General features: G+C 56.2%; 19 protein-coding genes. 11 read left to right on the forward strand and 8 right to left on the reverse strand.

Features of this window, described 5'->3' with window-relative positions:
* Window positions 1-402 precede the first annotated feature (402 nt).
* The 4 genes from QCD69_RS07280 to QCD69_RS07295 all read left to right on the forward strand — a co-directional run bounded on the left by QCD69_RS07280 (window position 403) and on the right by QCD69_RS07295 (window position 4,608).
* Window positions 403-2,334: a PTS mannitol transporter subunit IICBA gene (locus QCD69_RS07280; RefSeq protein ID WP_253456662.1), complete on the forward strand. Its 1,932-nt coding sequence runs from the start codon at window positions 403-405 to the stop codon at window positions 2,332-2,334.
* Between the two features lie 87 nt (window positions 2,335-2,421).
* Window positions 2,422-3,570, forward strand: coding sequence for a mannitol-1-phosphate 5-dehydrogenase (mtlD, locus tag QCD69_RS07285; protein WP_301251543.1), 1,149 nt, complete (start codon window positions 2,422-2,424; stop codon window positions 3,568-3,570).
* Window positions 3,571-3,635: 65 nt separating this feature from the next.
* Window positions 3,636-4,175, forward strand: a complete 540-nt coding sequence (locus QCD69_RS07290; protein WP_253456667.1) for an MltR family transcriptional regulator — start codon at window positions 3,636-3,638, stop codon at window positions 4,173-4,175.
* 70 nt (window positions 4,176-4,245) lie between these two features.
* Complete coding sequence (locus QCD69_RS07295; RefSeq protein ID WP_253456670.1) at window positions 4,246-4,608, forward strand: YibL family ribosome-associated protein; 363 nt, start codon at window positions 4,246-4,248, stop codon at window positions 4,606-4,608.
* A gap of 32 nt (window positions 4,609-4,640) precedes the next feature.
* Here the strand turns inward: QCD69_RS07295 and QCD69_RS07300 are convergent, their stop codons facing one another.
* The 6 genes from QCD69_RS07300 to QCD69_RS07325 form a co-directional block, all read right to left on the reverse strand.
* Window positions 4,641-7,025: an autotransporter outer membrane beta-barrel domain-containing protein gene (locus QCD69_RS07300; protein ID WP_301251544.1), complete on the reverse strand. Its 2,385-nt coding sequence runs from the start codon at window positions 7,023-7,025 to the stop codon at window positions 4,641-4,643.
* Between the two features lie 438 nt (window positions 7,026-7,463).
* Complete coding sequence (locus QCD69_RS07305; protein WP_301251546.1) at window positions 7,464-8,525, reverse strand: sugar ABC transporter substrate-binding protein; 1,062 nt, start codon at window positions 8,523-8,525, stop codon at window positions 7,464-7,466.
* Window positions 8,526-8,533: 8 nt separating this feature from the next.
* Window positions 8,534-9,538 carry an ABC transporter permease gene (locus tag QCD69_RS07310; protein ID WP_253456679.1) on the reverse strand — a complete coding sequence of 335 codons (1,005 nt, stop codon included), beginning with the start codon at window positions 9,536-9,538 and terminating at the stop codon, window positions 8,534-8,536.
* Complete coding sequence (locus tag QCD69_RS07315) at window positions 9,535-11,040, reverse strand: sugar ABC transporter ATP-binding protein (RefSeq protein WP_301251547.1); 1,506 nt, start codon at window positions 11,038-11,040, stop codon at window positions 9,535-9,537. Before QCD69_RS07315 ends, QCD69_RS07310 begins: the two co-directional genes overlap by 4 nt.
* 1,506 nt (window positions 11,041-12,546) lie before the next feature.
* Window positions 12,547-13,164 carry a superoxide dismutase [Mn] gene (gene sodA, locus QCD69_RS07320; protein ID WP_301251549.1) on the reverse strand — a complete coding sequence of 206 codons (618 nt, stop codon included), beginning with the start codon at window positions 13,162-13,164 and terminating at the stop codon, window positions 12,547-12,549.
* A gap of 813 nt (window positions 13,165-13,977) precedes the next feature.
* Window positions 13,978-15,003, reverse strand: coding sequence for a LacI family DNA-binding transcriptional regulator (locus tag QCD69_RS07325; RefSeq protein WP_253456692.1), 1,026 nt, complete (start codon window positions 15,001-15,003; stop codon window positions 13,978-13,980).
* Window positions 15,004-15,316: 313 nt separating this feature from the next.
* Here QCD69_RS07325 and QCD69_RS07330 point away from each other — a divergent pair, with 313 nt between their 5' ends.
* Genes QCD69_RS07330 through alsE form a run of 4 tightly spaced genes read left to right on the forward strand, consistent with a single transcriptional unit; the run spans window position 15,317 to window position 18,040 of the window.
* On the forward strand, window positions 15,317-15,778 hold the full coding sequence (locus QCD69_RS07330; protein ID WP_301251551.1) for a PTS sugar transporter subunit IIA: 462 nt from the start codon (window positions 15,317-15,319) through the stop codon (window positions 15,776-15,778).
* Window positions 15,775-16,041, forward strand: a complete 267-nt coding sequence (locus tag QCD69_RS07335; protein ID WP_253456698.1) for a PTS sugar transporter subunit IIB — start codon at window positions 15,775-15,777, stop codon at window positions 16,039-16,041. Before QCD69_RS07330 ends, QCD69_RS07335 begins: the two co-directional genes overlap by 4 nt.
* Window positions 16,042-16,073: 32 nt before the next feature.
* Window positions 16,074-17,336 carry a PTS ascorbate transporter subunit IIC gene (locus QCD69_RS07340; protein WP_253456701.1) on the forward strand — a complete coding sequence of 421 codons (1,263 nt, stop codon included), beginning with the start codon at window positions 16,074-16,076 and terminating at the stop codon, window positions 17,334-17,336.
* Window positions 17,337-17,359: 23 nt separating this feature from the next.
* Window positions 17,360-18,040 carry a D-allulose 6-phosphate 3-epimerase gene (alsE, locus tag QCD69_RS07345; RefSeq protein WP_301251552.1) on the forward strand — a complete coding sequence of 227 codons (681 nt, stop codon included), beginning with the start codon at window positions 17,360-17,362 and terminating at the stop codon, window positions 18,038-18,040.
* A 106-nt stretch (window positions 18,041-18,146) separates the two neighbouring features.
* Here alsE and QCD69_RS07350 read toward each other — a convergent pair whose 3' ends face one another.
* On the reverse strand, window positions 18,147-19,487 hold the full coding sequence (locus tag QCD69_RS07350) for an aspartate aminotransferase family protein (RefSeq protein ID WP_301251553.1): 1,341 nt from the start codon (window positions 19,485-19,487) through the stop codon (window positions 18,147-18,149).
* A gap of 160 nt (window positions 19,488-19,647) precedes the next feature.
* On the opposite strand from QCD69_RS07350, the gene QCD69_RS07355 reads away from it, so the two are divergent.
* Window positions 19,648-20,424, forward strand: coding sequence for a DeoR/GlpR family DNA-binding transcription regulator (locus QCD69_RS07355; protein ID WP_301251554.1), 777 nt, complete (start codon window positions 19,648-19,650; stop codon window positions 20,422-20,424).
* A gap of 28 nt (window positions 20,425-20,452) precedes the next feature.
* Here the strand turns inward: QCD69_RS07355 and fdhD are convergent, their stop codons facing one another.
* Window positions 20,453-21,262, reverse strand: coding sequence for a formate dehydrogenase accessory sulfurtransferase FdhD (gene fdhD / locus QCD69_RS07360; RefSeq protein WP_301251555.1), 810 nt, complete (start codon window positions 21,260-21,262; stop codon window positions 20,453-20,455).
* Window positions 21,263-21,817: 555 nt separating this feature from the next.
* On the opposite strand from fdhD, the gene fdhE reads away from it, so the two are divergent.
* Together fdhE and QCD69_RS07370 are read left to right on the forward strand one after the other, a co-directional pair.
* Complete coding sequence (gene fdhE, locus QCD69_RS07365; protein ID WP_301251556.1) at window positions 21,818-22,744, forward strand: formate dehydrogenase accessory protein FdhE; 927 nt, start codon at window positions 21,818-21,820, stop codon at window positions 22,742-22,744.
* 42 nt (window positions 22,745-22,786) lie between these two features.
* Window positions 22,787-23,395: a glutathione S-transferase gene (locus tag QCD69_RS07370; protein WP_301251558.1), complete on the forward strand. Its 609-nt coding sequence runs from the start codon at window positions 22,787-22,789 to the stop codon at window positions 23,393-23,395.
* Window positions 23,396-23,408 lie beyond the last annotated feature (13 nt).

Here is a 23,408-nt window from a genome sequence, read left to right on the forward strand (position 1 = left end):
ACAATTTCCGCTCAACAGCCCTTCTCAGCCACAGACCATTTCGGCTCATCAAACCTTCTCAGCCACAGACAATATTAGCGGTTGCCCAGCCGCTGTAAATAAATTGTGAACCACATCACGTATCAGGCATAAAGTCCCGAAAACAAAGTGTGATATCAATCACATAACACTCCCAGGCAAGCCCATTTAATAAACAGCATCAGCCTGTTTTTTGTCCTTTATGTGATCGGCTTCACGTAAAAACCCCCTGTTCACCGCGCTATGTGGTGATAGAGATCACACTTTACCCGGTGGCTACGCAGCGCTGCGGACGCGTGCTAGAGTCCGCCTGCACAGGGCAACGTTTTAAACAAAAATCAGCGCGCTCTCTTGTCGGCGCGTACCAATAAGGGGTGTGCTTGTATGTCCTCATCAGATATCAAGATTAAAGTGCAGAACTTTGGTCGCTTTCTGAGCAATATGGTAATGCCAAACATCGGCGCCTTTATCGCCTGGGGTATTATCACGGCGCTGTTTATTCCAACCGGCTGGCTGCCAAACGAAACTATGGCCAAGCTGGTTGGCCCAATGATCACTTATCTGCTGCCGCTGCTGATTGGCTACACGGGCGGACGCCTGGTCGGCGGCGATCGCGGCGGCGTAGTAGGTGCCATCACCACCATGGGCGTGATCGTCGGCGCGGATATGCCGATGTTCCTCGGCTCCATGATTGCCGGGCCGCTGGGCGGCTGGGCGATCAAGAAGTTCGACCGCATCGTTGACGGCAAAATCAAAAGCGGCTTCGAGATGCTGGTCAACAACTTCTCTGCCGGTATTATCGGGATGCTGCTGGCGATCCTGGCCTTCCTGGCTATCGGCCCGCTGGTGCAAGGCCTGTCGCATATTCTCGCCGCTGGCGTGAATCTGATGGTGCAGAATAACCTGCTGCCGCTGACTTCCATCTTTGTTGAACCAGCGAAAATCCTGTTCCTGAACAATGCTATCAACCACGGCATCTTCTCGCCGCTGGGCATTCAGCAGGCCAGCGAAGCCGGCAAATCTATCTTCTTCCTGATTGAAGCTAACCCAGGCCCCGGCATGGGCGTGCTGATGGCCTATATGTTCTTCGGTCGCGGCAATGCTAAACAGTCCGCTGGCGGCGCGGCTATCATCCACTTCCTGGGCGGTATCCACGAAATCTACTTCCCTTATGTGCTGATGAACCCGCGCCTGATTATCGCCGTAATCCTGGGCGGCATGACCGGCGTCTTTACGCTGACGCTGCTGAACGGCGGCCTGGTTTCTCCGGCCTCTCCGGGTTCTATCCTGGCGGTGCTGGCGATGACGCCAAAAGGCGCGTACTTTGCGAACATTGCTGCGATCGTAGCGGCTTTTGCCGTCTCTTTCGTGGTTTCCGCTATCCTGCTGAAAACCAGCAAGGTGAAGGAAGAGGATGATATTGAAGCGGCAGCGCGTCGCGTCACTGAAATGAAGGCGCAGTCCAAAGGCCAGACCGTGTCCACCGCCACGGCCACCGATGCCATGAACGGCGACCTGAGCCACGTGCGTAAAATCATTGTTGCCTGCGATGCCGGTATGGGCTCCAGCGCCATGGGCGCAGGCGTGCTGCGTAAAAAGGTTAACGATGCCGGACTGAGCAATATTTCCGTGACCAATACCGCTATCAACAACCTGCCGGGCGATGTGGATCTGGTGATTACCCACCGCGATCTGACCGAGCGCGCGATACGTCAGGCACCGCACGCGCAGCATATCTCGCTGACCAACTTCCTGGACAGCGGCCTGTATACCGACCTGACTTCGCGTCTGGTGCAGGCAAACCGCAGCGAGGGCCACCGTGAAAAAGTGACCGCCGCGCTGAGCGACAGCTACGACGACGGCGAGCAGCATCTTTTCAAATTGGGCGCAGGCAACATCTTCCTCGGCAATCACGCTACCGATAAAGAGCAGGCGATCCGCTTTGCGGGCGAGCAGCTGGTGAAGGGCGGCTACGTGGAGCCGGAATATGTCGATGCGATGCTGGATCGCGAGAAGCTTACGCCAACCTATCTGGGCGAATCCATCGCCGTGCCGCACGGCACCATCGAAGCGAAAGATCGCGTGCTGAAAACGGGCATCGTGTTCTGCCAGTATCCGCAGGGCGTGCGCTTCGGCGAGGATGAAGAGGATATCGCTAAGCTGGTTATCGGCATCGCGGCCCGTAATAATGAGCATATTCAGGTGATTACCAGCCTGACCAACGCGCTGGATGACGACAGCGTCATCGCCCGCCTGGCGACGACCAATGACGTGCAGGAAGTGCTGGATCTGCTGTCAGGCAAGCCGTCAGCGTAAGCGCACCGGATATTACCCCAGGGCCGGGCATGCCCGGCTCTTTTTCGGGTCGGGCCTGTCCGGCCTTTCATTAATATGGGAAAAATTATGAAAGCTCTTCATTTTGGCGCCGGTAATATCGGTCGTGGTTTTATCGGCAAGCTGCTGGCAGACGCGGGCGTACAGCTCACTTTTGCCGACGTTAACCAGGTGGTGCTGGATGCGCTGAACGCCCGTCACGAATACCCGGTGCACGTGGTAGGCGAGCAGGCGCAGGTAGAAATCGTTAAGGGCGTCAACGCGGTCAACAGCGCCAGCGACGAGATTATTCCGCTGATTGCGGAAGTGGATCTGCTGACCACGGCGGTCGGCCCGCAAATTCTGGAACGTATCGCGGGCGGCATCGCCAAAGGGCTGGTGCAGCGTCATGAAAGCGGCAACGCGCGCCCGCTGAATATTATCGCCTGTGAAAATATGGTGCGCGGCACCAGCCAGCTGAAAGACCACGTGCTGAAAGCGCTGCCGGAACAGCATCACGCCTGGGTGGAAGCGAACGTCGGCTTTGTCGACTCGGCCGTGGATCGTATCGTCCCACCGTCCGCCGCCGGCACCACCGATCCGCTGGAAGTCACGGTAGAAACCTTCAGCGAATGGATCGTCGATAAAACCCAGTTTAAAGGCGAACCGCCTGCCATTGCAGGCATGGAGCTGACCGATAACCTGATGGCATTTGTCGAGCGTAAGCTTTTCACGCTGAATACCGGCCATGCGATTACCGCCTATCTGGGCCAGCTGGCAGGCCACGCAACCATTCGCGATGCCATTCTGGACAAGAAGGTGCGCGCCATCGTTCAGGGCGCGATGGAAGAGAGCGGCGCGGTACTGATTAAGCGCTACGGCTTTGAAGCGGCGAAGCATGCCGCCTATATCCAGAAAATTTTAGGCCGTTTCGAGAACCCTTATTTGCAGGATGATGTGGAGCGAGTGGGACGTCAGCCGCTGCGCAAGCTGAGCGCGGGCGATCGCCTGATCAAGCCGACGCTGGGCACGCTGGAGTATCAGCTGCCGCACGACAATCTGGTGAAAGGGATCGCTGCCGCCCTGCACTACCGCAGCGATCAGGATCCGCAGGCGCAGGAGCTGGCCGAGCTGATTAACCGTCAGGGCGTGCAGGCCACGCTGGCGCAGGTTTCCGGCCTGGAGGCCGAAAGCGAAGTGGTGAAGGCGGCGGTCGCGGCCTGGAACGAGATGGCGTAACGGCAGGCCGGGCCAGTAGGCGGCCCGGCTTTTCCCGCCACGTTGAGTACGGTTTTACGGATAAAATGATGCAGGCTCTGATGGAAAAACCCCAGGCTTTTGAAAATCGGGTGCTGGAACGCCTGAACGCCGGCCGCACGGTCAAAAGCTTTTTCGCGGCGGCCGTCGAGCTGCTGGGCGAAGCGATCGATCTGTTGGTGGTACAGGTGTTCCGCAAGGATGACTATGCCGTAAAGTACGCGGTAGAGCCGCTGCTGTTGGGCAACGGCCCGCTGGGCGAGCTGTCGGTTCGGCTGAAGCTGGTGTATGGTCTGGGCGTGATCGGCCGACATGAGTACGAAGATGCCGAGCTGCTGCTGGCGCTGCGTGAGGCGCTGAACGACGACGGCACCGACTACCGCTTTACCGACGACGAGCTGCTTGGCCCGGTTGGCGAGCTGCACTGCGTTGACGCGCTGCCGCCCCGCCCCGATTTCAGCAGCGCCGATGCCGAACTGCGCGCCATGCTGCAACAGCGCTACCAGCAGATGGTACGATCGACGCTGGTGCTGTCGCTGACGGCGCTGATTTCCCCTATCGGCACCCGTCAGGCTTTCAAAAAGTAACCCGCGCTTCCTGCTCTTCCCTGCGCTTTCGTGTATCCTTGCCCCATGATCCACTCTACGGTTAATGATAATGAAAGAACAAATCCAGGCAGAAATTAAAATGCTCAGCGACAAGTTGGATGCCCTGACGCGTAAGGAGCCGCTGCTGCTGGAATCCGGCGATGCGGAAAAACTCGGCGAGCTGCTGAAAGAAAAAGAGAAGCTGGTTATCGAGCTGGAACGCCTGCGCGGCGCACGCGAAGAGAAGCTGAGCAAAGAGGCGCAGAAGCTGAAACAGCTGCCTTTTAACCGTGCCATCACCAAAAAAGAGCAGGCCAATATGGGCGCGCTGAAGAAAAGCGTACGCGGCCTGATCGTGGTGCACCCGATGACCGCGCTGGGCCGCGAAATGGGACTGACCGAGGTAACCGGCTTCGCGAAAGCCGCTTTTTAATCCTCAGGCGGGCGCCAGCCGCGCCCGCTTTCTTAAAACCGCCAGTTAACGCCAGCCGTCGCGCTCCACGGCGATTCAATATGACGTCCCTGCATATAACCTGCGCTAACGTGCAGCGAAAGCGTTGATGACAGCGCCGCTCTGACCCCTGCCTGATAAACGCCCCGGCTGCCGCTCAACTCGTTTTTGAAAGACTCGCCGTTTATCCTGACGCGATTTTTAGTCACCGTTTCCCTTTCCAGGCCGATGCTGGCCCAGGGATGCAGCAGCGTTTCCCTGACCTGTATCGCATACTCCGTTCTGACGCCGACAGCGCCCGTCAGCGATCGCTGCGGCCCGATGCGCGCCTTCATGCCGTTATTCAACGACAGCGTGCTGCTGTTGCTCGTAAAACCGGTTACGCCGATCCACGGCGTGACTTTCGCCGCCCCGACCAGAAAGTGTTTGCCCGCCCTGATGCCGGTGCCGATGCCCGTGGTATTAAAGCTGCCGTTGGCCGCGCCGCCGCTGGTCATGCGCGCGCGCACCTCGTGCGTAAAGCGGTTGAGCTTGAGAACGCCATCCAGCCAGTAACCGGTATCATGCTGCCAGCTGCCGTAAAACCCGCCGGACCAGCTGTCGATATCCGCCTTGCCAATCCCTTTGCCGCGAAAACGCATATCGCTGTGACCATAGCTGAAGAATACGCCCTGCCACGCCGCGCTTTCCGCTCCCTGCTGCGCCCGATCGATGCCGATAGTCAACGAGTTGAGGCTGAGCCGATAATCCGCGCCCGCCTCGTTGCTGACGTTCAGTCGACCGTTGCGCACCGTGCCCCAGACATTATGGTCATGTTCAGGCGAGTCGCTATTGGCAAGGCGCTCGCTGAGCGTTTCCAGCTCCTGACGGAATATCAGCGGATCGACGGTCGCTACCGACAGCACCGCCGCTGCGGCAGGCGTAATGACATAGTCAGCGGGCGGCGACGGCTCTACGGCCGCCTCCTCTCCGGACGTCCCGTCCTGCTCGTCTGGCGTCACATCCGGCTGGTTATCAGGTAAAACGTCTGCCTGATTATCCGGCGCGTCTTCATCCTCTGTCGGCGCGTCCGTTTGCGCGTCGTCAGCCGGGGAAGGTTTTTCCGCCTCCTCATCCGAATCTGGATCTGGATCGTCTTCGTCCTCCGCTTTATGCGGCGTCAGTGACCAGCCGCCCTGGCCGTCAGCAACCAGATAATATTGATAAGTGCCCAGATCCACGACCTCACCGCTGTTCGCCAGCGCAAACGTCGCGTCGCCATCGCCAATCTGGATAACCTGAAGGCTGTCGCTATGGGTTGGGCTGACGCCGTTGTCGATCACATAAAGCGCGAAATCACCGGTCGCGCGGCCCGTCACCGTCAAAAAATCGCCCTGCAAGGCGGAAATTTTCGTATCCATCAGAAACGTGCCGCTGCCGGATAGCGTTTTCAGGGTTAGCGTGGAATAGCCTTTGGGATCGTAAATAACCGTGCCGCCTGCCAGGGCGACATCGCCCAGGGCAAAATAATACTCGCCGCTAAAGGAAGCGTTGCTGGAAAGATAGACCGAGCCGGACACGTGATAGCTCGCCTTATCCGTATCGGCGCCGGTAACGATAATAAGGCGCCCTGCGTCATTTACCGTAATATTCCCCTGTAATGAGGACAAAACTTCAGGATTGATATTATTAGGCGTAACAATCAGCGAGCCATTTATGGTGGCATTATTAATAGTCCCGGAGTTCAGATTTCCATATCCATTGCTGTTTATGGTTAAATTTTCCGAGTAGGCCTGCCGGGTGCCGCCCAGAAAGTACGTCCCGCCATTGATAACGGTATCGATATCGCTGCCTTCAACATTGACGAAATAGCCGCTGTTTAGCGTTGTATTTAGCGTTTTCCCGGTCTCCATCCAGAAACGTCCGGCATTAACAGTGGTGTTTTTCATTACCGAACTGGAACCTTCCATATAAATATGGTCCAGCTTACCGGCATTAATCGTCCAGCCCTCTGTCTGCACATAATTATTAATAACAACAAGCGCAGCGCTTTCAATCAGCGCGTTATTCGACAGGGCGTAGCTGTTCGCCTGGCCTGCCAGCAAAAAGGCGCTGCCCGATTTTACCGTCGTCGCGCTATCCTTGCCGCCGTTGTTTTGTAACTTCCCACCGTTGTTCACCACGGTACTGTCAGCGACGCCGCCAGCGTTGATTATCTGCACGCCTCCGGCATCGATAGTGGTATGCATAGTGGTCCCGTATACCTGCTGCGTGCTTTCCCCATCGGCACTGCCGATGATTTCGCCCTCCACCAGCACGCCAGCGGCGACGTTTTCCGTAAACGCCACGGATACCTCAGGAAGCAGCAAAAGGATGAACGAAGCCGCGACACCTGATAATATCGATTTTGTCGTTTTCATGATTGCTCATTTTCCATCAGAAAATAAAATGAATGAAACGACGCGCGGTATGTGTTGACGCACATACCGCTTCCCGCCCGCTTGCTACCGGCCAGAATGTTTCATTCGATTGTTTTAACGCTACAAATTAAGCGTAAATACTATTCATAAACCCCCACTCTTATCCTTATATAAAAGAAAGATAATTTCCTGATATGCGCGATATAATCACCCTGAAACAAAACAAATTAAAGACATCCGCCTATCACAGAGGAAACTTTATTTTAACAGAGTATCTTTATACCAAAACAGGGCGGAAAGAAAAGCGCGCTTTTACGGCGTTTATTTTCGGAGAAAAAAGATAAGATAAGAAAAAGAAAGGAGATTAACGTCATTACCAGGAAAACTCCTGGCAATTTTTATCATAAAAAAACCCGCATGGACGGGCTTTTATCGTCTTTATTTTTTCGTCTGCTGTGCCGCCAGCGTGGTAAACCACGGTGCGACGAAATCGGTTGATTCGCCCCAGCCAGGAATAAGCTTATTCAGCGTGGCGACATTCACCGCCTGTCCGGCCAGCTGCTCCTGCGTGATAGCCGATGCCTTGAACTGATAAGTCGCGGGCGTTGCTTCGCCTGCCAGCTTGTTCGCTATCAGCCGCATATTGACCGCGCCAATCAGTTTGCTGTCCACCGCGACCGTCTGCTTCCAGGGGCTGTTTTTCTCTCGCATCAGCTGGAGATCCTGGTTAGAGGCATCGATGCTGTAGAGTTTGATCTCGGTCCGGCCGTTTTCCTGGAGCGCTTTATAAGCGCCCTGGGCAAAAGCGTCCCAGGCCCCCCAAATCGCGTCAATTTTGCCTTTAGGGTATTTAGCCAGGATCGCGCCCACCTTGTTCGCGGTATCGCCCTGCACGTCAGAAGAGACCGCGCCGATAGATTCCAGCTGATGGATGCCCGGATTGGCCTGCAGCACTTTTTCATAGACCACCTGACGGCGCTCCATGGCCGGAAAGCCCGCGACCCACAGCTTGACGATATTGGCTTTACCGCCGCTGTCTTTCACCAGGCGATCGAGCGAAAGCTGCGCCAGCGACGCGTCATCCTGCGCGGTCACGGTTACGCCCGCTATCGGCTGATTAACCGGCGTGTCGAACACCGACACTTTAATGCCCGCATCGGCAATACGCTTTACCAGCGCCGTTGCGTAGGGATCTTTGCCGTGCGACAGAATGATGCCGTCATACTTCTGGCTGATGGCCTGCTCCACAAAATCCTGAAAGCGGGCGTCGTCGCCGTTGCTCAGAAAGGCGCTGACCTTAAAGCCCAGCTGGCGGCCCTGCTGGATAGCGCCCGCGACAAACTGGGTGGTGTTGTCGTCAGATCCCAGATTGCGGATCACCGCCACGCGAACGGGGCCGTCATGGCTGGCGATAGCGGCAGGCACCGCAACCGTATCGGCAAAGGCGGTAGTGCTGGTCAGCAGGCTGACGGCCAGCAGTGAAAGCGTTAATTTTTTCATCGTTATCCCTACGCCTGGCGGCGCTGAATGTAAGTGATTGCCAGCGCAGCGGCCAGCACCAGACCTTTGATAATATCCATGGCGTAATAAGGCACGGAAAGCATGACCAGACCGTTTTGCAGCACGCCGAGGATCACCGCGCCCAGCAGCGTGCCCAGCGCATTCGGCTTGCCGGAGCCGGCCAGCGACAGGCCGATCCACGCCGCCGCAACGGCATCCATCAGATAGCCGCCGCCGGCATTCACCTGCGACGAACCAATGCGCGAAGCCAGCAGAATGCCGCCCAGTCCCGCCAGCAGCGAGGCGAGCACGTAAGCCAGTACGCGATAGCGATTCGTGCGAATGCCGGAAAGCCGCGCCGCTTCCGGGTTGCCGCCGATGGCATACATGCGGCGGCCATGCTTTGTCAGCGACAGGCCAAGCTGCGCCACCACGGTAACCACCAGCATAATGATAACGATGGTTGGCACCTGGCCCAGTAGCGAAAAGTCCGGCGGCACGATCCCTTCGGCCATCTCGCCGCTCGGCATCACCATATTCTCCGTGACAGAGCCGCCGAAGCTCCAGGTCATCGCCACGCCCTGCACGATAAACAGGCTTGCCAGCGTGGCCAGCATATCGGGAATTTTCAGCACTACGATCAGAAAGGCGTTAAACAGCCCGACCAGCGTGCAGAGCAGCAGCGTCAGCGTTATCGCGGCTGTCGGGCCAAAGCCGTACCAGACAAACAGCGAGATCACCAGCGAGTTTGCCAACGATGCAGTAGATCCCACGGAGAGATCGAAGCCGCCGATGGTCAACGAGATCGAGACGCCTACGGCAATCACCGTCACAATGGCGATGGCGCGCAGAATATTGATGATATTGGCTGGCTCCAGAAAGCTGTCCGAGGCCAGGCCGAAGGCGGCGATCAGCGCCACCACCGTTAACAACATTCCCCATTTATAAAGGAATTCAAACAGCTGGTGACGCAGCCCAGGCGTCGCCTTCAGGGAAAGTTCTTTGCTGCTCACGCAGGGGTTCCTCCGGTGGAATAAAGTAAAAGCGTTTCTTCATCAGCCTGACGCGCATCCATCTCCGCCACGATTTTACCGTCCCACAGCACGCAGATGCGGTCGCATAGCCCTACCAGTTCGGCAAACTCGCCCGAGGCGTAAATAACCCCTTTTCCCTGGCGGGCCAGCGCGTCGATTAGCGTGAAGAGATCGGTTTTGGCCTTGATATCAACGCCCTTGGTTGGCTCATCAAAAATCAGGACGTCAGCGTCGTTGCGCAGCCATTTGCCGATGGCCACTTTCTGCTGATTACCGCCGGAAAGACGGCGCAGGGATTGTTCCGGGCCGAGAGTGCGCACGCCCAGCTGGTGAATAATCTCTTCGGCCCAGCGCCAGGCCTGCCGGTGACCGAAAAGCCCCCAGCGGGAAAAGCTGGTGTCCGCGCTGATGCTAAGGTTCATTGCCACCGACTCGTCGATAAAAATGCCCTCTTTGCGGCGCTCCTCCGGGATCAGCGCCATGCCGTTCGCTACCGCAGCGGAAGGCGAAGTGGGCCGCCACGGTTTGCCATGCAGCTCGCCCCGGCCGATGCGGCTTTTGCTGGCGCCGAACAGCGCTTTGCACAGCTCCGTTTTTCCCGCGCCCGCCAGGCCGGCGATACCCAGGATCTCTCCCTTGCGCAGCGTTAAAGAGATATTGTGCAGCAGCGCGTCGTCGTGCAGCGCCTCGACATGCAGCAGCGTTGCGCCGTTGCTGGCCGGACGACGCGGCGGATAGATATCCGCCAGCTGGTGACCCAGCATCTTTTCCACGATTTGTTCGCCGCTCAGCGCGCTCATCGGCACGGTTTCAATCAGGCGGCCGTCGCGCAGCACCGTAAGCCGATCGCAAATCGCGCGCAGTTCGTGGATACGGTGGGAGATAAACACTACGCCGATACCGCTTTTTTGCAGGCGGCGAACCACCGCAAACAGGCGTTCGCTTTCATGCCGATCCAGCGGCGCAGTGGGTTCATCCAGGATCAAAAAGCGGCAGTGATGGGAGAGCGCACGGGCCAGCAGGATTTGCTGTTTCTCCGCCAGCGTGCAGCGATCGACGCGGCGATTGACGTCAATATCCACCTCCAGCTGTGCCAGCAGCGCGCGAGCCTGGCGACGGATAGCACGCCAGCGATAAATTTGTCCGCCTTCTGCCAGGCGATCCAGCATGATGTTTTCCGCCACGCTGAGCGTGGAAACCAGCGCCACATCAACTTCCTGCTGCACCAGATGAATGCCCAGCTTCTTTGCATCACGCGGAGAACGAATCGATACCGGCTCGCCATCCAGCAGGATATCGCCGCTGTAATGCTCATGGGCACCCGACAGCACGGCCATCAGCGTTGATTTTCCTGCGCCGTTAGCGCCGGTCAGCGCATGAACACTGTGGCCGTCAAGGCGAAAGTCGACGTCGGTCAGCGCGGCAAAACCGCCAAAAGCGATGGCGATCTGCCGCATTTCAAGATGGTTCACTGCGGTCATAGCGAGCGCTCTCTGAAGGGTAAGCTGCCTTATTTTTTAATGGATTATCACGACAGGCAACGAACGAAAGGAGATAAGCTAACACGAAATGTTATTAGCCATCCAGACGCCCAGCCATTTAAGCGGTTAAAACCAGCGGCATCCCGTTACGCAGCATGAACAGAGGTAATCAGAAGATTAAGCAGGGTTTCGCTCGGTCAGGACGGCGAGGAAAAGTACAGAAAAGAAAAAGGTGAAAACAAAAGACCGCCAGCATCCAACAGGATCGGGGAAACAGACGCAGGTCACCCCATCAGCCGTCGCTGGCGTACATTCGCCAGTCATTGCGGCAACCGCAGTATGGACGCACCGTTAACAGTAAAAGAATTTTAATGATGGTTTTCATATAGCCGCGCGTTCGTTTTTCAGAAAACGGCGAGTAATTTCGGGCAAATAGCAGCCAGGCTATATCCACTGGTTACTTAACAAGGCGTATTAATTCCGCCTTGAATATGGCCGCAGTTATCCAGGATTATTTACATAACTTTGGATAACCGCGGCCTCTCTATAGCTTCAGGACTTGTGGTGTCTTAAGTTATCAGGGGCGAGATCCGGAATCGCCAGGATAAACGCAACCATATCCGGGGACATAAATACCATCAGTACCACACTGACCAGCTTTATATTGCGTTTGAGATGAAGACACCGTGGCATATGACAAGGTTGATACCCCAAAAGACAGACATGCACCGAGTAACAATAATTTTACTAATTTCATATTTCCTCCAGAGTTTAAAGTACCTAAAATCAATAAAATTATTAGCATAATAAGTATGAACAGTGTCTAAACACTTACCTGATACCAACATGAGGCGAAGGGCTTTATGCTCGGTTGATAAAATTCAGTTCACCTTTATTCTTATTGAATAACAGTGACTTACTTTTGTTATTATTATTTTATATCTGTCAAAAGAGCACCGAACAATGTTCTTATAAAGTGGCAGACTTACTGTAAAAAATGAAAAATCGAGATGGTGCAGGAAGCTATTGTTTGTAGCAGTTGAATGGTACGCTCCGTATAGGCTAATTTCTGTGTTAACAGATTAAATTTCTTAACAACCATTTATTTTAACAGGCGTTAATCTTACGTACCATCTGGTAAATGCATAGCTTTTATGCCGATAAAAATTATGATATTGCAACGCATCAGCCATTTTCATACAGCCGTCCTTTTTTAACGAGATAAGGGACGAATGCCAATTACAAAAGCTTAATTTTTAATATCGTCTTAACAACAGCAGAATAAAACCTCCTTAAAAAAAGTTCCTGTCACAAAAAAAGGACAATTAATAATGGCGCTTCAGGATGATATTAACGCCGCTCTTAATAAAAAATTAGAAAACAGTCAGGCAAGAAAGGCTGGCGGGGTATTTTTACGGCAAAAAAATACCCTGCTAACTTAGCGCCAGCAGGGTATTTATCAGACGCTTAGCCTACAAACGCCTGTCGTTTTCGTCCGGAACGGGCTTATTTAGCCGCAGCGAAATTCTCTGCCGCCACGTCCCAGTTAACCACTTCCCAAAACGCTTTGATGTAGTCAGGACGTTTGTTCTGATATTTCAGGTAGTAAGCGTGTTCCCACACGTCCAGGCCCACGATTGGGGTACCGAAAGCGCCAGCGATCGCTTCGCCCATCAGCGGGTTGTCCTGGTTAGCGGTAGAGACTACAGCCAGCTTGCCGTCTTTCTTAACCAGCCACGCCCAGCCGGAGCCGAAACGGGTAGCGGCCGCTTTTTCAAACGCTTCTTTGAAGGCATCAACGCTGCCGAAATCTTTTTCGATAGCCGCTTTCAGCTCGCCGCCCAGCGTGGTGCCGGTTTTCAGACCTTTCCAGAAAAAGCTGTGGTTAGCGTGGCCGCCCGCGTTGTTACGCAGTACGGTTTTCTTATCGGCAGGCACCTGATCCAGTTTGGTGATCAGCTCTTCTACCGGCAGGTCAGCGAACTCGGTGCCTTCCAGCGCGGCGTTCGCGTTGTTCACGTAAGTCTGGTGATGTTTAGTATGATGGATCTCCATCGTCTGCTTGTCGAAATGCGGTTCCAGTGCGTCGTATGCGTAAGGCAGGGATGGCAGTGAATAACTCATGTTCATCATCTCCATTGGTTTTTTTGGCAGCACGTCCCGATGGAGTGCCGCGTAAGCAGTCGGATCATTATAGTTAAATTAATGATCTGGAAAAGGGTTATCAATGCCCCGGTCTTTATAAGGTTATTATAGACAGCACGCCGGTGAAGGGCATCAGAACCTTATTGATGACCTACAGAGCAAAATGGTCTAAGCCGTTTACGCCTGACAAAACAGAGCCGACCGCTGCGGCTATCGTCTGTGGCATTGATAAGACAGGATAACTTTCCACATAACTTTTTTCAGGACAGGGAGTTTTGCAAAAGTGAAGATCGGTGAGGTATCAAAATGGCATCCCTTCGTTGATTCTGAAGGAACAGTGTGGGATCTCTCTTTTCTCAACAAACCTTTACCCCACCCCTGAAATAACAAAACCCACCTTAAGGTGGGTTTCGCCAGAATTTCTTCTGGTATTCAGAATCGCCTTTACCGGACCTGGCCTGACCCTGTTAAAAATGGTTCGGAACCATCCTTATTGGGGTAGCGGGATGTCTGGGCTAACCAGTCTGCTGCATCCTTTGCAGTACCAAAGTACTACGCATAAAGATTAACCAGATTTGATGCGTTGGTCAAATTTGGTTAAGAGAAAACAGGCACGCCGCAGGCGCCGCAATACTCTTTGGGATAAGCGTTGTCGCTTTCCAGTTTGCGTTACTGATGTCAGGCGGGCTGCTGCTGGCGCTGTTAATCTTCAGCCTCGCCCACGGCATTTTTACCTGATTTTGGGCAGGCAAAATGTTCGTTTCGCTTTTCCACCGCACCACAAGCCGGGCTTTATATTTTCTCCGTACTGGCACGAAGCTGTAGCGTTACCGGCAGCTCGTTCCAGACCGGCGGATCTTCTCCCTGTAGCGCAGCCAGCAGGCGTTTACCGGCCAACTTGCCCATTTCGCCGTAGGGCAGCGTCACCGTGGTTAGCGGTGGCGAGCAGACGGCGGAAAGCTGTCCGCCGCCGATACTGGCTATCGCCAGCTGGCTGGGCACCGCAATCCCCGCCGCGTGGCAGGCCATCATCGCACCACAGGCTACCTCTTCCGCCGTGCAGATCAGCACGTCGATTTCGGGCCAGGTAAGCTGAATATCCGCCAGCAGCGCGTGGCCAGCGGCAAAGCCGGGCGGCAAAGGCGACGTTACGACGCGATGCGGCGACAAATTATGCGCCAGCATCCCGCTGTGCCAGCCGTTCAGCAGCTGGCTGAACAGCGTGTTGCTGGTTTGCGTGCAGAGCAGACCGGGATGACGAAACCCTTTCTCCACCAGCGCCTGTACCAGCAGCCGTACCGCTTTGGCATAGTCGACGCCCACGCTGATGCCCGCCGAATCATGATGCACGCCGCCTATGTCGATAACCGGCAGGCCGGAGTTGCTCAGCAACCGATGCGCCGCCTCCACGTTATCAAAGTTAAAATGCACCATCGCCGCAGGATTGTAAGAGAGCAACATTTCTATCAGCTCGTTCTCGCCCGCCGCAGAATGGTTGGCCTCTGCCAGCATGACGTTGTATCCCTCAGGCCGCAGTATCGCCTGTAACGCTTCCGACACCGCCGCGCAGCCTGGCGTAACGAAAGAAGGCACCACCATCGTGATTAGCTTTGAGGAAGCCGACGCCAGATTGCGCGCCTGCACGTTAGGTACGTAGCCCAGTTCGGCTATCGCCGCCTCGATCCTTTCACGAATATCGGAAGAGACTTTTTCCGGCATCCGCAGCGCGCGTGATGCGGTCATCGTACTGACGCCAACCAGACGGGCGACATCGGCCAGCGTACTTTTCCCGGTACTGCGCCGCCGTTTTTCTGCCATGCATTCTCCTGCAGCCAGCTGTTTCAACTGGACGCAGCTTAAAACCAAAAGCCCGGTCGCGCCACGTTAAAAGCGATCCTTCACCTTGTTATGCGAGGCGGCGCAGAAAGGTTGCAGGCGGCGCTCATCCTTGTTTCCCTCCGGGCCAGGCGGCATAAAGCGCCATTGATCATGCTTCGTGTGCAGCAGAAATGTTAGCGATAACACATATTTTAACATTGCTGATGTTAGCGCTAACTTTTGCGACAACAATCACGGAAAAGCGTACAGAAAACCGCCTAAAGTGCAGGCAGACCCTTACCGGAGAGCGAACATGCTGTCGAACTGGCTTCAACCTGAAAATATTCAGCTGACCGAAAGCGTCGGCCACTGGCAGGAAGCAATCCGCCAGGCTGCCGCGCCGCTGCTGGCGCAGCAGGCTATTACACCGGACTACCTGGAGGCGATTTTCCGCTCTCATGCTCAGCTTGGCCCTTACTACGTGCTGGCGCCCGGCCTCGCCATGCCTCATGCGCGCCCCGAAGAAGGTGCGCTGAAAAACGGGCTTTCTCTGCTGCGTATTAATCAGGGAGTCAGCTTCGACAGTGCTGAAAACGATCCCGTATACGTGGTGATCCTGCTGAGCGCCGTCTCCGGCGAAGAGCACATCAGAATGATCGGCGAACTGGCCGGTTTGTTCAGCGACGACTTCCGTCTACAGCAGCTGCTGTCGGCGACCACGCTGTCGGCCCTTGCGGCCGCCGTTAGCGATCCCTCTCTGGAGAAAACCTCATGAAAAAAGTGCTGATTGTGTGTGGCAATGGTTTGGGCAGCAGCTTTATTGTCGAAATGAACGTGAAAAAAATCCTGGCGGAACTGGGAAAGACGGCGGAGGTCAGCCATACGGATTTAACGACCGCGCGCTCGGAACCGGCAGATTTAATTTTAAGCGCCCAGGATATCGCCGATCGGCTTGCCGATCACGAGGCGCAGGTATTTGGCCTGAGCAACCTGCTCGATAACGCCAGAATTAAAGAGATCCTGGCCGAGCACTTATAAAAACGCGGCAACTCAAACGCACGGAGTCGTTTATGCTTCAGTTTATTATTAATGACGTTCTCGGAACGCCAGCGATTTTGGTCGGCCTTTTTTCCCTGATCGGCTTATTGCTGCAAAAGAAAGCTTTTTCAGAAGTCATTTCCGGCACGCTGAAAACTATCATGGGCTTTTTAATCCTGATTGCCGGCGCTAACCTGATTGCGACAACGCTGACGATATTCAGCCAGCTGTTTGAGCACTCTTTTAATATTCAGGGCGTGGTGCCCAATACCGATGCAATGGCCGCGCTGGCGCAGAAAAGCTACGGCACGGCTACGGCGATGATTATGGTGTTTGGGATGCTGATTAATATTCTGCTGGCACGCATTACGCCGCTGAAATATATCTTTTTAACCGGCCACCATACGCTTTATATGTCTGCGATGCTGGCGGTGATCCTGTCGGTCGGCGGCTTCAGCGGTTTCTGGCTGGTGGCGACCGGCTCGCTGATTTTGGGCGCGATGATGGTGATCAGTCCGGCAATCCTGCAACCCTTTACCCGCAAGATTACGCGTTCTGATGATTTGGCGCTGGGTCACTTTGGCTCGACCGGCTACCTGCTGGCGGCGCTGGTCGGCAAGGTGGTGGGCAAAGGCAGTCCTTCCACAGAAGAGCTGAAGGTGCCGAAAACGCTGAATTTCCTGCGCGACTCATCGGTGGCGATTTCGCTTACCATGATGATCCTGTTTGTGGCGCTGGTGCTGGTGGCCGGCAAAACCTTTACCGAAAGCCAGGTCAGCGGCGGTCAGAACTTCCTGGTTTTTGCCGTTATCCAGTCCATTACTTTTGCCGCAGGCGTTTATATCATCCTGGCGGGCGTGCGGATGGTCATAGCGGAAATCGTGCCGGCTTTTAAAGGCATCGCCGACAAACTGGTGAAGGACGCTAAACCGGCGCTGGACTGTCCGACGGTGTTCCCCTTCGCGCCCAATGCGGTAATTATCGGTTTTCTGTGCAGTTTTGCCGCCGGTTTGATCAGCATGTTCCTCTGCCCGCTGTTCGGCCTGAGCGTGATCGTACCGGGCCTGGTGCCGCATTTCTTCTGCGGCGCAACGGCCGGCGTCTATGGCAACATTACCGGCGGCCGCCGTGGCGCGATGATTGGCGCTTTCGTGCAGGGCCTGCTGATCTCTTTCCTGCCGGCCATCCTGCTGCCGCTGATGGGCGAGCTTGGCTTCGCTTCCACCACCTTTGGCGATGCGGATTTCGGCGTAATCGGCATTATCCTCGGCAAGCTTATCGCTCTGTTCCATTAAGGCCGCATAACAGGACAACTTCCATGAACGCGAAATTTTCACCTTCTTTAATGTGTATGGATTTAACCCGGTTCCGTGAGCAAATAGAGGCAATGAATGATAAAGCCGCTTTTTATCATGTCGATATTATGGACGGCAGTTACGTAAAAAATATTACGCTGTCGCCGTTCTTTATCGAGAACCTGCGCAAAATAACCGATGTGCCGATTGATGTGCATCTGATGGTTAATCATCCGGAAGATATTATTCCAATGTGCCTGGAGGCGGGCGCGGACATTATCAGTTTTCATCCCGAAACGGCGAATAACAAAATATTCCGCCTGCTGATGCAGATTAAAGAAGCAGGTAAACGCTGCGGCGTGGTGCTTAATCCGGCCACGCCCGCGGCAGCCATTATGGAATATGCGCATCTGCTGGATAAAGTTACGGTAATGTCAGTGGATCCGGGCTTTGCCGGGCAGCAATTTATTCCGCAAACGCTGGATAAAATTCGTCAGCTGATCCGGCTGCGCGAACAGCATGGCTGGCGCTACCTCACGGAAATCGACGGCTCCTGCAATGCGGCCACCTTCGGGCAGATTGCAGCTTCCGGCGTCGAGGTGTTTATCGTCGGCACCTCCGGACTGTTCAGCCTGGCGGACGATATGCACGACGCCTGGGCGCGGATGGAAGCTAACTTTTCTCAGCAGATCGCCGCTGCCTGAGCAAGCTTTCCGGCTGCCTGAAGGAGCTTGACTGCCGCCTGAGTGAGCTGTTCAGTCCATGAGTAAGCTTTCTGGCCAGCAGACGGCGCGCGGGCCGCCGCTGTGGTTAGCGCAGTACGGCCCGCAGGGAGTTATCCAGCGCGCCGACCAGCCAGTCGATATCGCTTTCCTGAAAAGCCAAAGGCGGACGCAGCTTCAACACGTTGCCGTAAGGCCCGGCCACCGAGGTCAGCACGCGGTTTTCACGCAGCTTTTCGGTGACATCCAGCGCCAGCTGTTTGTCCGGCGTTTTGCTGCTCTTGTCTTTGACCAGCTCAAAGCCGATAAACAGCCCCGCGCCGCGCACGTCACCTACGCATTCGTACTTCTCTTTCAGCGTCAGCAGCTCTTTCAGCAGTTTTTCGCCCACGACGCGGCTGTGTTCCTGCAGCTGTTCTTCTTTAATCACCTGTAACACCGCCTGCGCCGCCGCCATCGCCACCGGATTGCCGCCAAACGTATTGAAATAGGGGATATCGTCGCTGAAAGCGGCCAATACGTCGCTTTTCGCCAGCAGTCCGGATACCGGAATGCCGTTGCCCATCGGCTTGCCGGTGGTAACGATATCCGGCACGACGCCGTGCCGCGCAAAGCCCCAGAATGCCTCACCGGTACGGGCAAAGCCGGGCTGCACTTCGTCGGCGATAAAGATGCCGCCGTTGTTGTGCACCACGTCAATCGCCTTTTGCAAAAAGCCTTTCGGGCCGGGCAGCACGCCATCGGAGGAGAAAATCGAGTCGGCAAGGAAGCCGGCGAATTTAATACCGTGCGCGGCCATATCGTCGATCTGCCGCTGGATTTCGTTGGCGAACCAGTCGCCCAAATCCGGCGCGGTGACGCGATAGCGATCGGGCGGCGAAACCAGGCGGGTGGTGGTGGCCAGCGGCTGGCCGGAGCCTAAAGCAGGCGAAACGCCGGAGGTCAGATCGCTGGTGCCGTGATAGGCCTCCTGGCTGACGATAATGCCCGTGCCGCCGCTGAAGGCCCGCGCCACGCGGATAGCCAGGTCGTTCGCCTCCGAACCGGTGCACATATACATCGCCCGATCGATTTCGCCGGGCAGCGTCGACAGCAGCGCTTCCGAATAGTCGAGAATGCGCTCATGCAGATAGCGAGTATGGGTATTAAGCTGCTGCATCTGCTGATATACCGCATCAATGACCGCAGGATGGCAGTGGCCGATGCTCGCCACGTTGTTATAGGCATCCAGATATTTTTCTCCGGCGGCATCCCATAGATATTGCCCTTCGCCCCGCACCAGATGCACCGGCTTGCGGTAAAACAGCCGGTAGGATTCGCCCAGCACCCGGCTGCGTTTATCGGTAAGTTTCCGCACGTCGGCGTCCAGACCGGCAGCGTGCTCTGCGCGAAAACTGTTGGTATCCATGATGGTCGAACGTGTAGCCATGATAACTCCCGTTGCGAAAGGATGAAGGCGTGCAGCCGTCTTTTTATAATGACTCTTTTTTGTCTTAATGCAACAAAATACACATATGCAATAAAATACACATGCACGGCGATCGTTTGTCGGTTAGGCTGGTGCCCTTGTCCGGTTAAGGAACGCAATCATGCTTCAGGAATCGCGTCTGCATCGCATTCGCGCGCTGCTGGCTACGCTGGGTCATGTCAGCACCGAGCGCATTATCAAAGAGTTAGGCGTTTCACGCGAAACTGCCAGAAGAGACATTATCGAGCTGGAGGCGCTGGGCGCGGCCCGTCGCGTACACGGCGGGCTGATGTCGCTGACGGCGGAGCCGGAACCGCCGCTGACGGTGCGCAGCGAAGTCCGCGCCAGAGAAAAACGCGCTATTGCGCGTGCCGCCGCGCGGCTGTTAACGCCGGGCCAGACGCTGTTTATCGACGCTGGCAGCACCACCACCATGCTGGCGGAAGAGCTGCGCACCATGTCCGGTCTGACCATCATCACCAACAGCCTGCAGGCGGCGCTAAAACTTTCCGCTGCCGAAGAGGGCGAGCAGCTGAACAACAGCATTATTCTGCTGGGTGGTGCGATGCTGGCCGGTGCGCAGGAAACGCGCGGCGAGCTGACGGTGGCGGAAATTTATCGCTACCGCGCCGACGTGGCGATGCTGTCGCCGACCGGCGTCGACAGCAAAAACGGTGCCAGCAGCTTTCATCCTTACGAAGCGGCCATCGCGCGCGCGATGGTGCATCAGGCGGCGCGATCGATCCTGCTGGCCGATCACAGCAAGCTGGGCGTGAGCAGCCGGATGCAGTATGCCCGGCCTGAACAGATCGCGTTGCTGGTCACCGACAGCGGCGCGGCGGGCGTTCAGGCTTTCGCCTCGCTGGAAACGGTACTGCCGCAGGTGGTGGTGGCGTAACGGCCACCTGCGCCGAGAGATCAGGCGGTCAAATCAGCCGCTGCGGATGGGTATAAACCGTGGCGCGGCCCGGCTTGCTGAAGCCGACCAGCGTCAGATTGCTGCGCTGCGCCACCTCAACCGCCAGTTTGGTCGCGGCGGAAACCGCAAAGAGAATTTCCACGCCGCACATGGCGGATTTCTGCACCATCTCGTAGCTTGCGCGGCTGGAAACCAGCACCGCGCCCTGCTGCCAGCTTGCCTGCTGACTGCGCAGGCCGAGCAGCTTATCCAGCGCCACGTGGCGACCTACGTCTTCACAGCCGCCCGCCAGATTGCCGTCTGGCGCTATCCAGGCCGCCGCGTGCGTGCAGCCGGTCAGCTGCCCGACGGGCTGGTAGCTTTTCAGCTGCGACAGCGCGCCGTCCAGCCGATCCAGCGAAAAGGTTTGGCTGAAAGGCAGCGGCTGCACGGGCTTGCCGATTTCCGCCAGCTGCTCCACGCCGCAGACGCCGCAGCCCGTGCGGCCCGCCATTGCCCGGCGCTGCGCTTTCAGCCCCATAAAACGGCGGCTGGACAGCTCTATCTGCACCTCAAGCCCGCCGCAGGAAGGCTGAATATCAATGCCGTAAATATCGCCGGGCGAGCTGATAATCCCTTCGGAGAGGGAAAAACCGATGGCGAATGCCTCGAGATCTTTCGGCGTTGCCATCATCACCACATGCGAAATGCCGTTATACACCAGCGCCACCGGCACCTCATCGGCCAGCCAGTCCTCCTGTGCCGTCTCCAGCGTACCGCGCTGCCAGACCTCAATCTGACTGACGCCGGCCATGCTCTGTTCACCCGCCTTGCTCATTTCACTCACCTGTCTTTCCCGTCACTCAAGCCGCGCCGCTAATTTTTTCGCCTGTAATTTTGAACCCGCAAGAGAACGACCGCAAAACAATAATCCGCGCAACGGTGTTTTCCGGCGGCAAAAAGCACAAAAAGAAACGGATAACCAACCGCTGCCAGGGCCTCGGGTTGCAACCGGCCTGGTGGACAGCGACGGTCGCAGACCGGAACTCGGACATGCCGTAGAGGCTTTTTCGCTGTGTGCAGCAAACCGTCGTGGTTAAAAAATATCCCTTAAATTACGCTTAACAAGGAAGTTGACGAGAGCGGACGCTATAATTTTAGCCATAAGCGCATTTTTCAGGCCGCCGCAGGCGCGCAATACGCGATGCGGCGGCCCTGCTTTACCGGTAAGTTGAGCGTGACAGGAGATTGACCACCGCGCGCCATGCGGGTTTACGCCGCTTTAGAGGCGAAACAGACAATTTGAAGACCGGGTGCCCGACTACCGGGCAAAAAGTGCGGCTAATGCGCGTTCCGCCGACGATATTAGCGCGCCAGATAACAGGAATTCCTGATGACTATTCGCATAATCCCGCAGGAGCCGCTGGAGAAAAGCGAAACAAAAATGGCGGAGACGATCCCGCCGTTACTTTTCCCCAGGCTGAAAAATTTGTATGCCCGCCGCGCCGCGAGACTGCGTCAGCTGGCAGAGAAAAATCCGTTGGGCGACTATTTGCGCTTTGCGGCCGTTATCGCCAGCGCGCAGGAGATAGTGCTTTACGATCATCCGCTGCGGCTGGATTTGCAGGCGCGCCTGGCGGAAGCCGCACGCATCGGCAAACCGCCGCTGGATATCAACACGCTGCCCCGCGATCCGCACTGGCAGCGTCTGCTCCATTCGCTGATCGCTGAAATGAAGCCGGAAATGTCCGGTCAGGCGCTGGCGGTACTGGAGAATCTGGAAAAAGCCTCTGCGCCGGAGCTGGAAGCCATGGCTAACGCGCTGTTCGCCAATGACTTTTCACAAATAGCCAGCGACAAATCGCCTTTTGTCTGGGCGGCGCTCTCGCTGTACTGGGCGCAGATGGCGGCGCTGATCCCCGGCCGCGCGCGCGCCGAATATGGCGAACAGCGGCAGTTTTGTCCGGTGTGCGGCAGCGTGCCGGTCTCCGGCGTGGTGCATATGGACCAGCAGGAGGACGGCCTGCGCTATCTGCACTGCAATCTGTGCGAAAGCGAATGGCACGTGGCGCGCGCGCGATGCAGCAACTGTGAGCAAACGCAGGACCTGCACGCCTGGTCGCTGGAAGGCAATCTCGCGTCCATTAAGGCCGAAAGCTGCGGCGACTGCGGCACCTATATGAAACTGCTCTATCAGGCAAAAGATCCGGCCGTAGAAGCGGTTGCCGACGATCTCGCCTCGCTGGTGCTGGATGCGCGAATGGAACAGGAGGGCTTTTCACGCAGCAGCCTGAATCCATTCCTGTTTCCGGGAGAATAACATGATAAACAGGCCATTCGGTTTTGAAGGGGAATTCGCGTAATGAAATTAATCGGCAGCTATACCAGTCCTTTTGTACGGAAAATTTCGGTCATTCTGTTGGAAAAAGGCATCACCTTTGAATTTATCAACGAATCGCCCTGGACCGACGAGAGCCACGTTCCGCACTACAATCCGCTGGGTAAAGTCCCGGCGCTGGTGGCTGGGGAAGATACCTGGTACGACTCGCCTATCATCGCCGCTTACCTGGAGCAGCTGGATATCGCCCCGGCGCTGATGCCGCATGATCGGCTGGCGGCGCTGAAGGTACAGCAGCTGGAGGCGCTGGCGGACGGGATCGGCGATGCGGCAGTGATCCTGCTGCGCGAACAGATGAGGCCGCCGGAGCTACAGATGGAGAGCCAGCTGCTGCGCCAGCGCGAAAAAATCGCGCGCGGTCTCGACGCGCTGGAACAAGAGGCGGCCAAAGGCACCACGATCAACGGCGAGGCCATCAACGTGGCGGATATAGCCGTCGCCTGCCTGATAGGCTTCCTGAATTTTCGCCGCGTGATCCCTAACTGGTGCGTGGAACGGCCTGCGCTGGTCAAACTGGCGGAAAAAATGTTCCAGCGGGAAAGCTTCGCCCGCACGGTGCCGCCATCGGCCTGATGGTGAACCCGTT

Origin of the sequence: Erwinia sp. PsM31, from assembly GCF_030433775.1 — a bacterium.
In the GTDB taxonomy this organism is placed as follows: Bacteria; Pseudomonadota; Gammaproteobacteria; order Enterobacterales; family Enterobacteriaceae; genus Erwinia; species Erwinia aeris.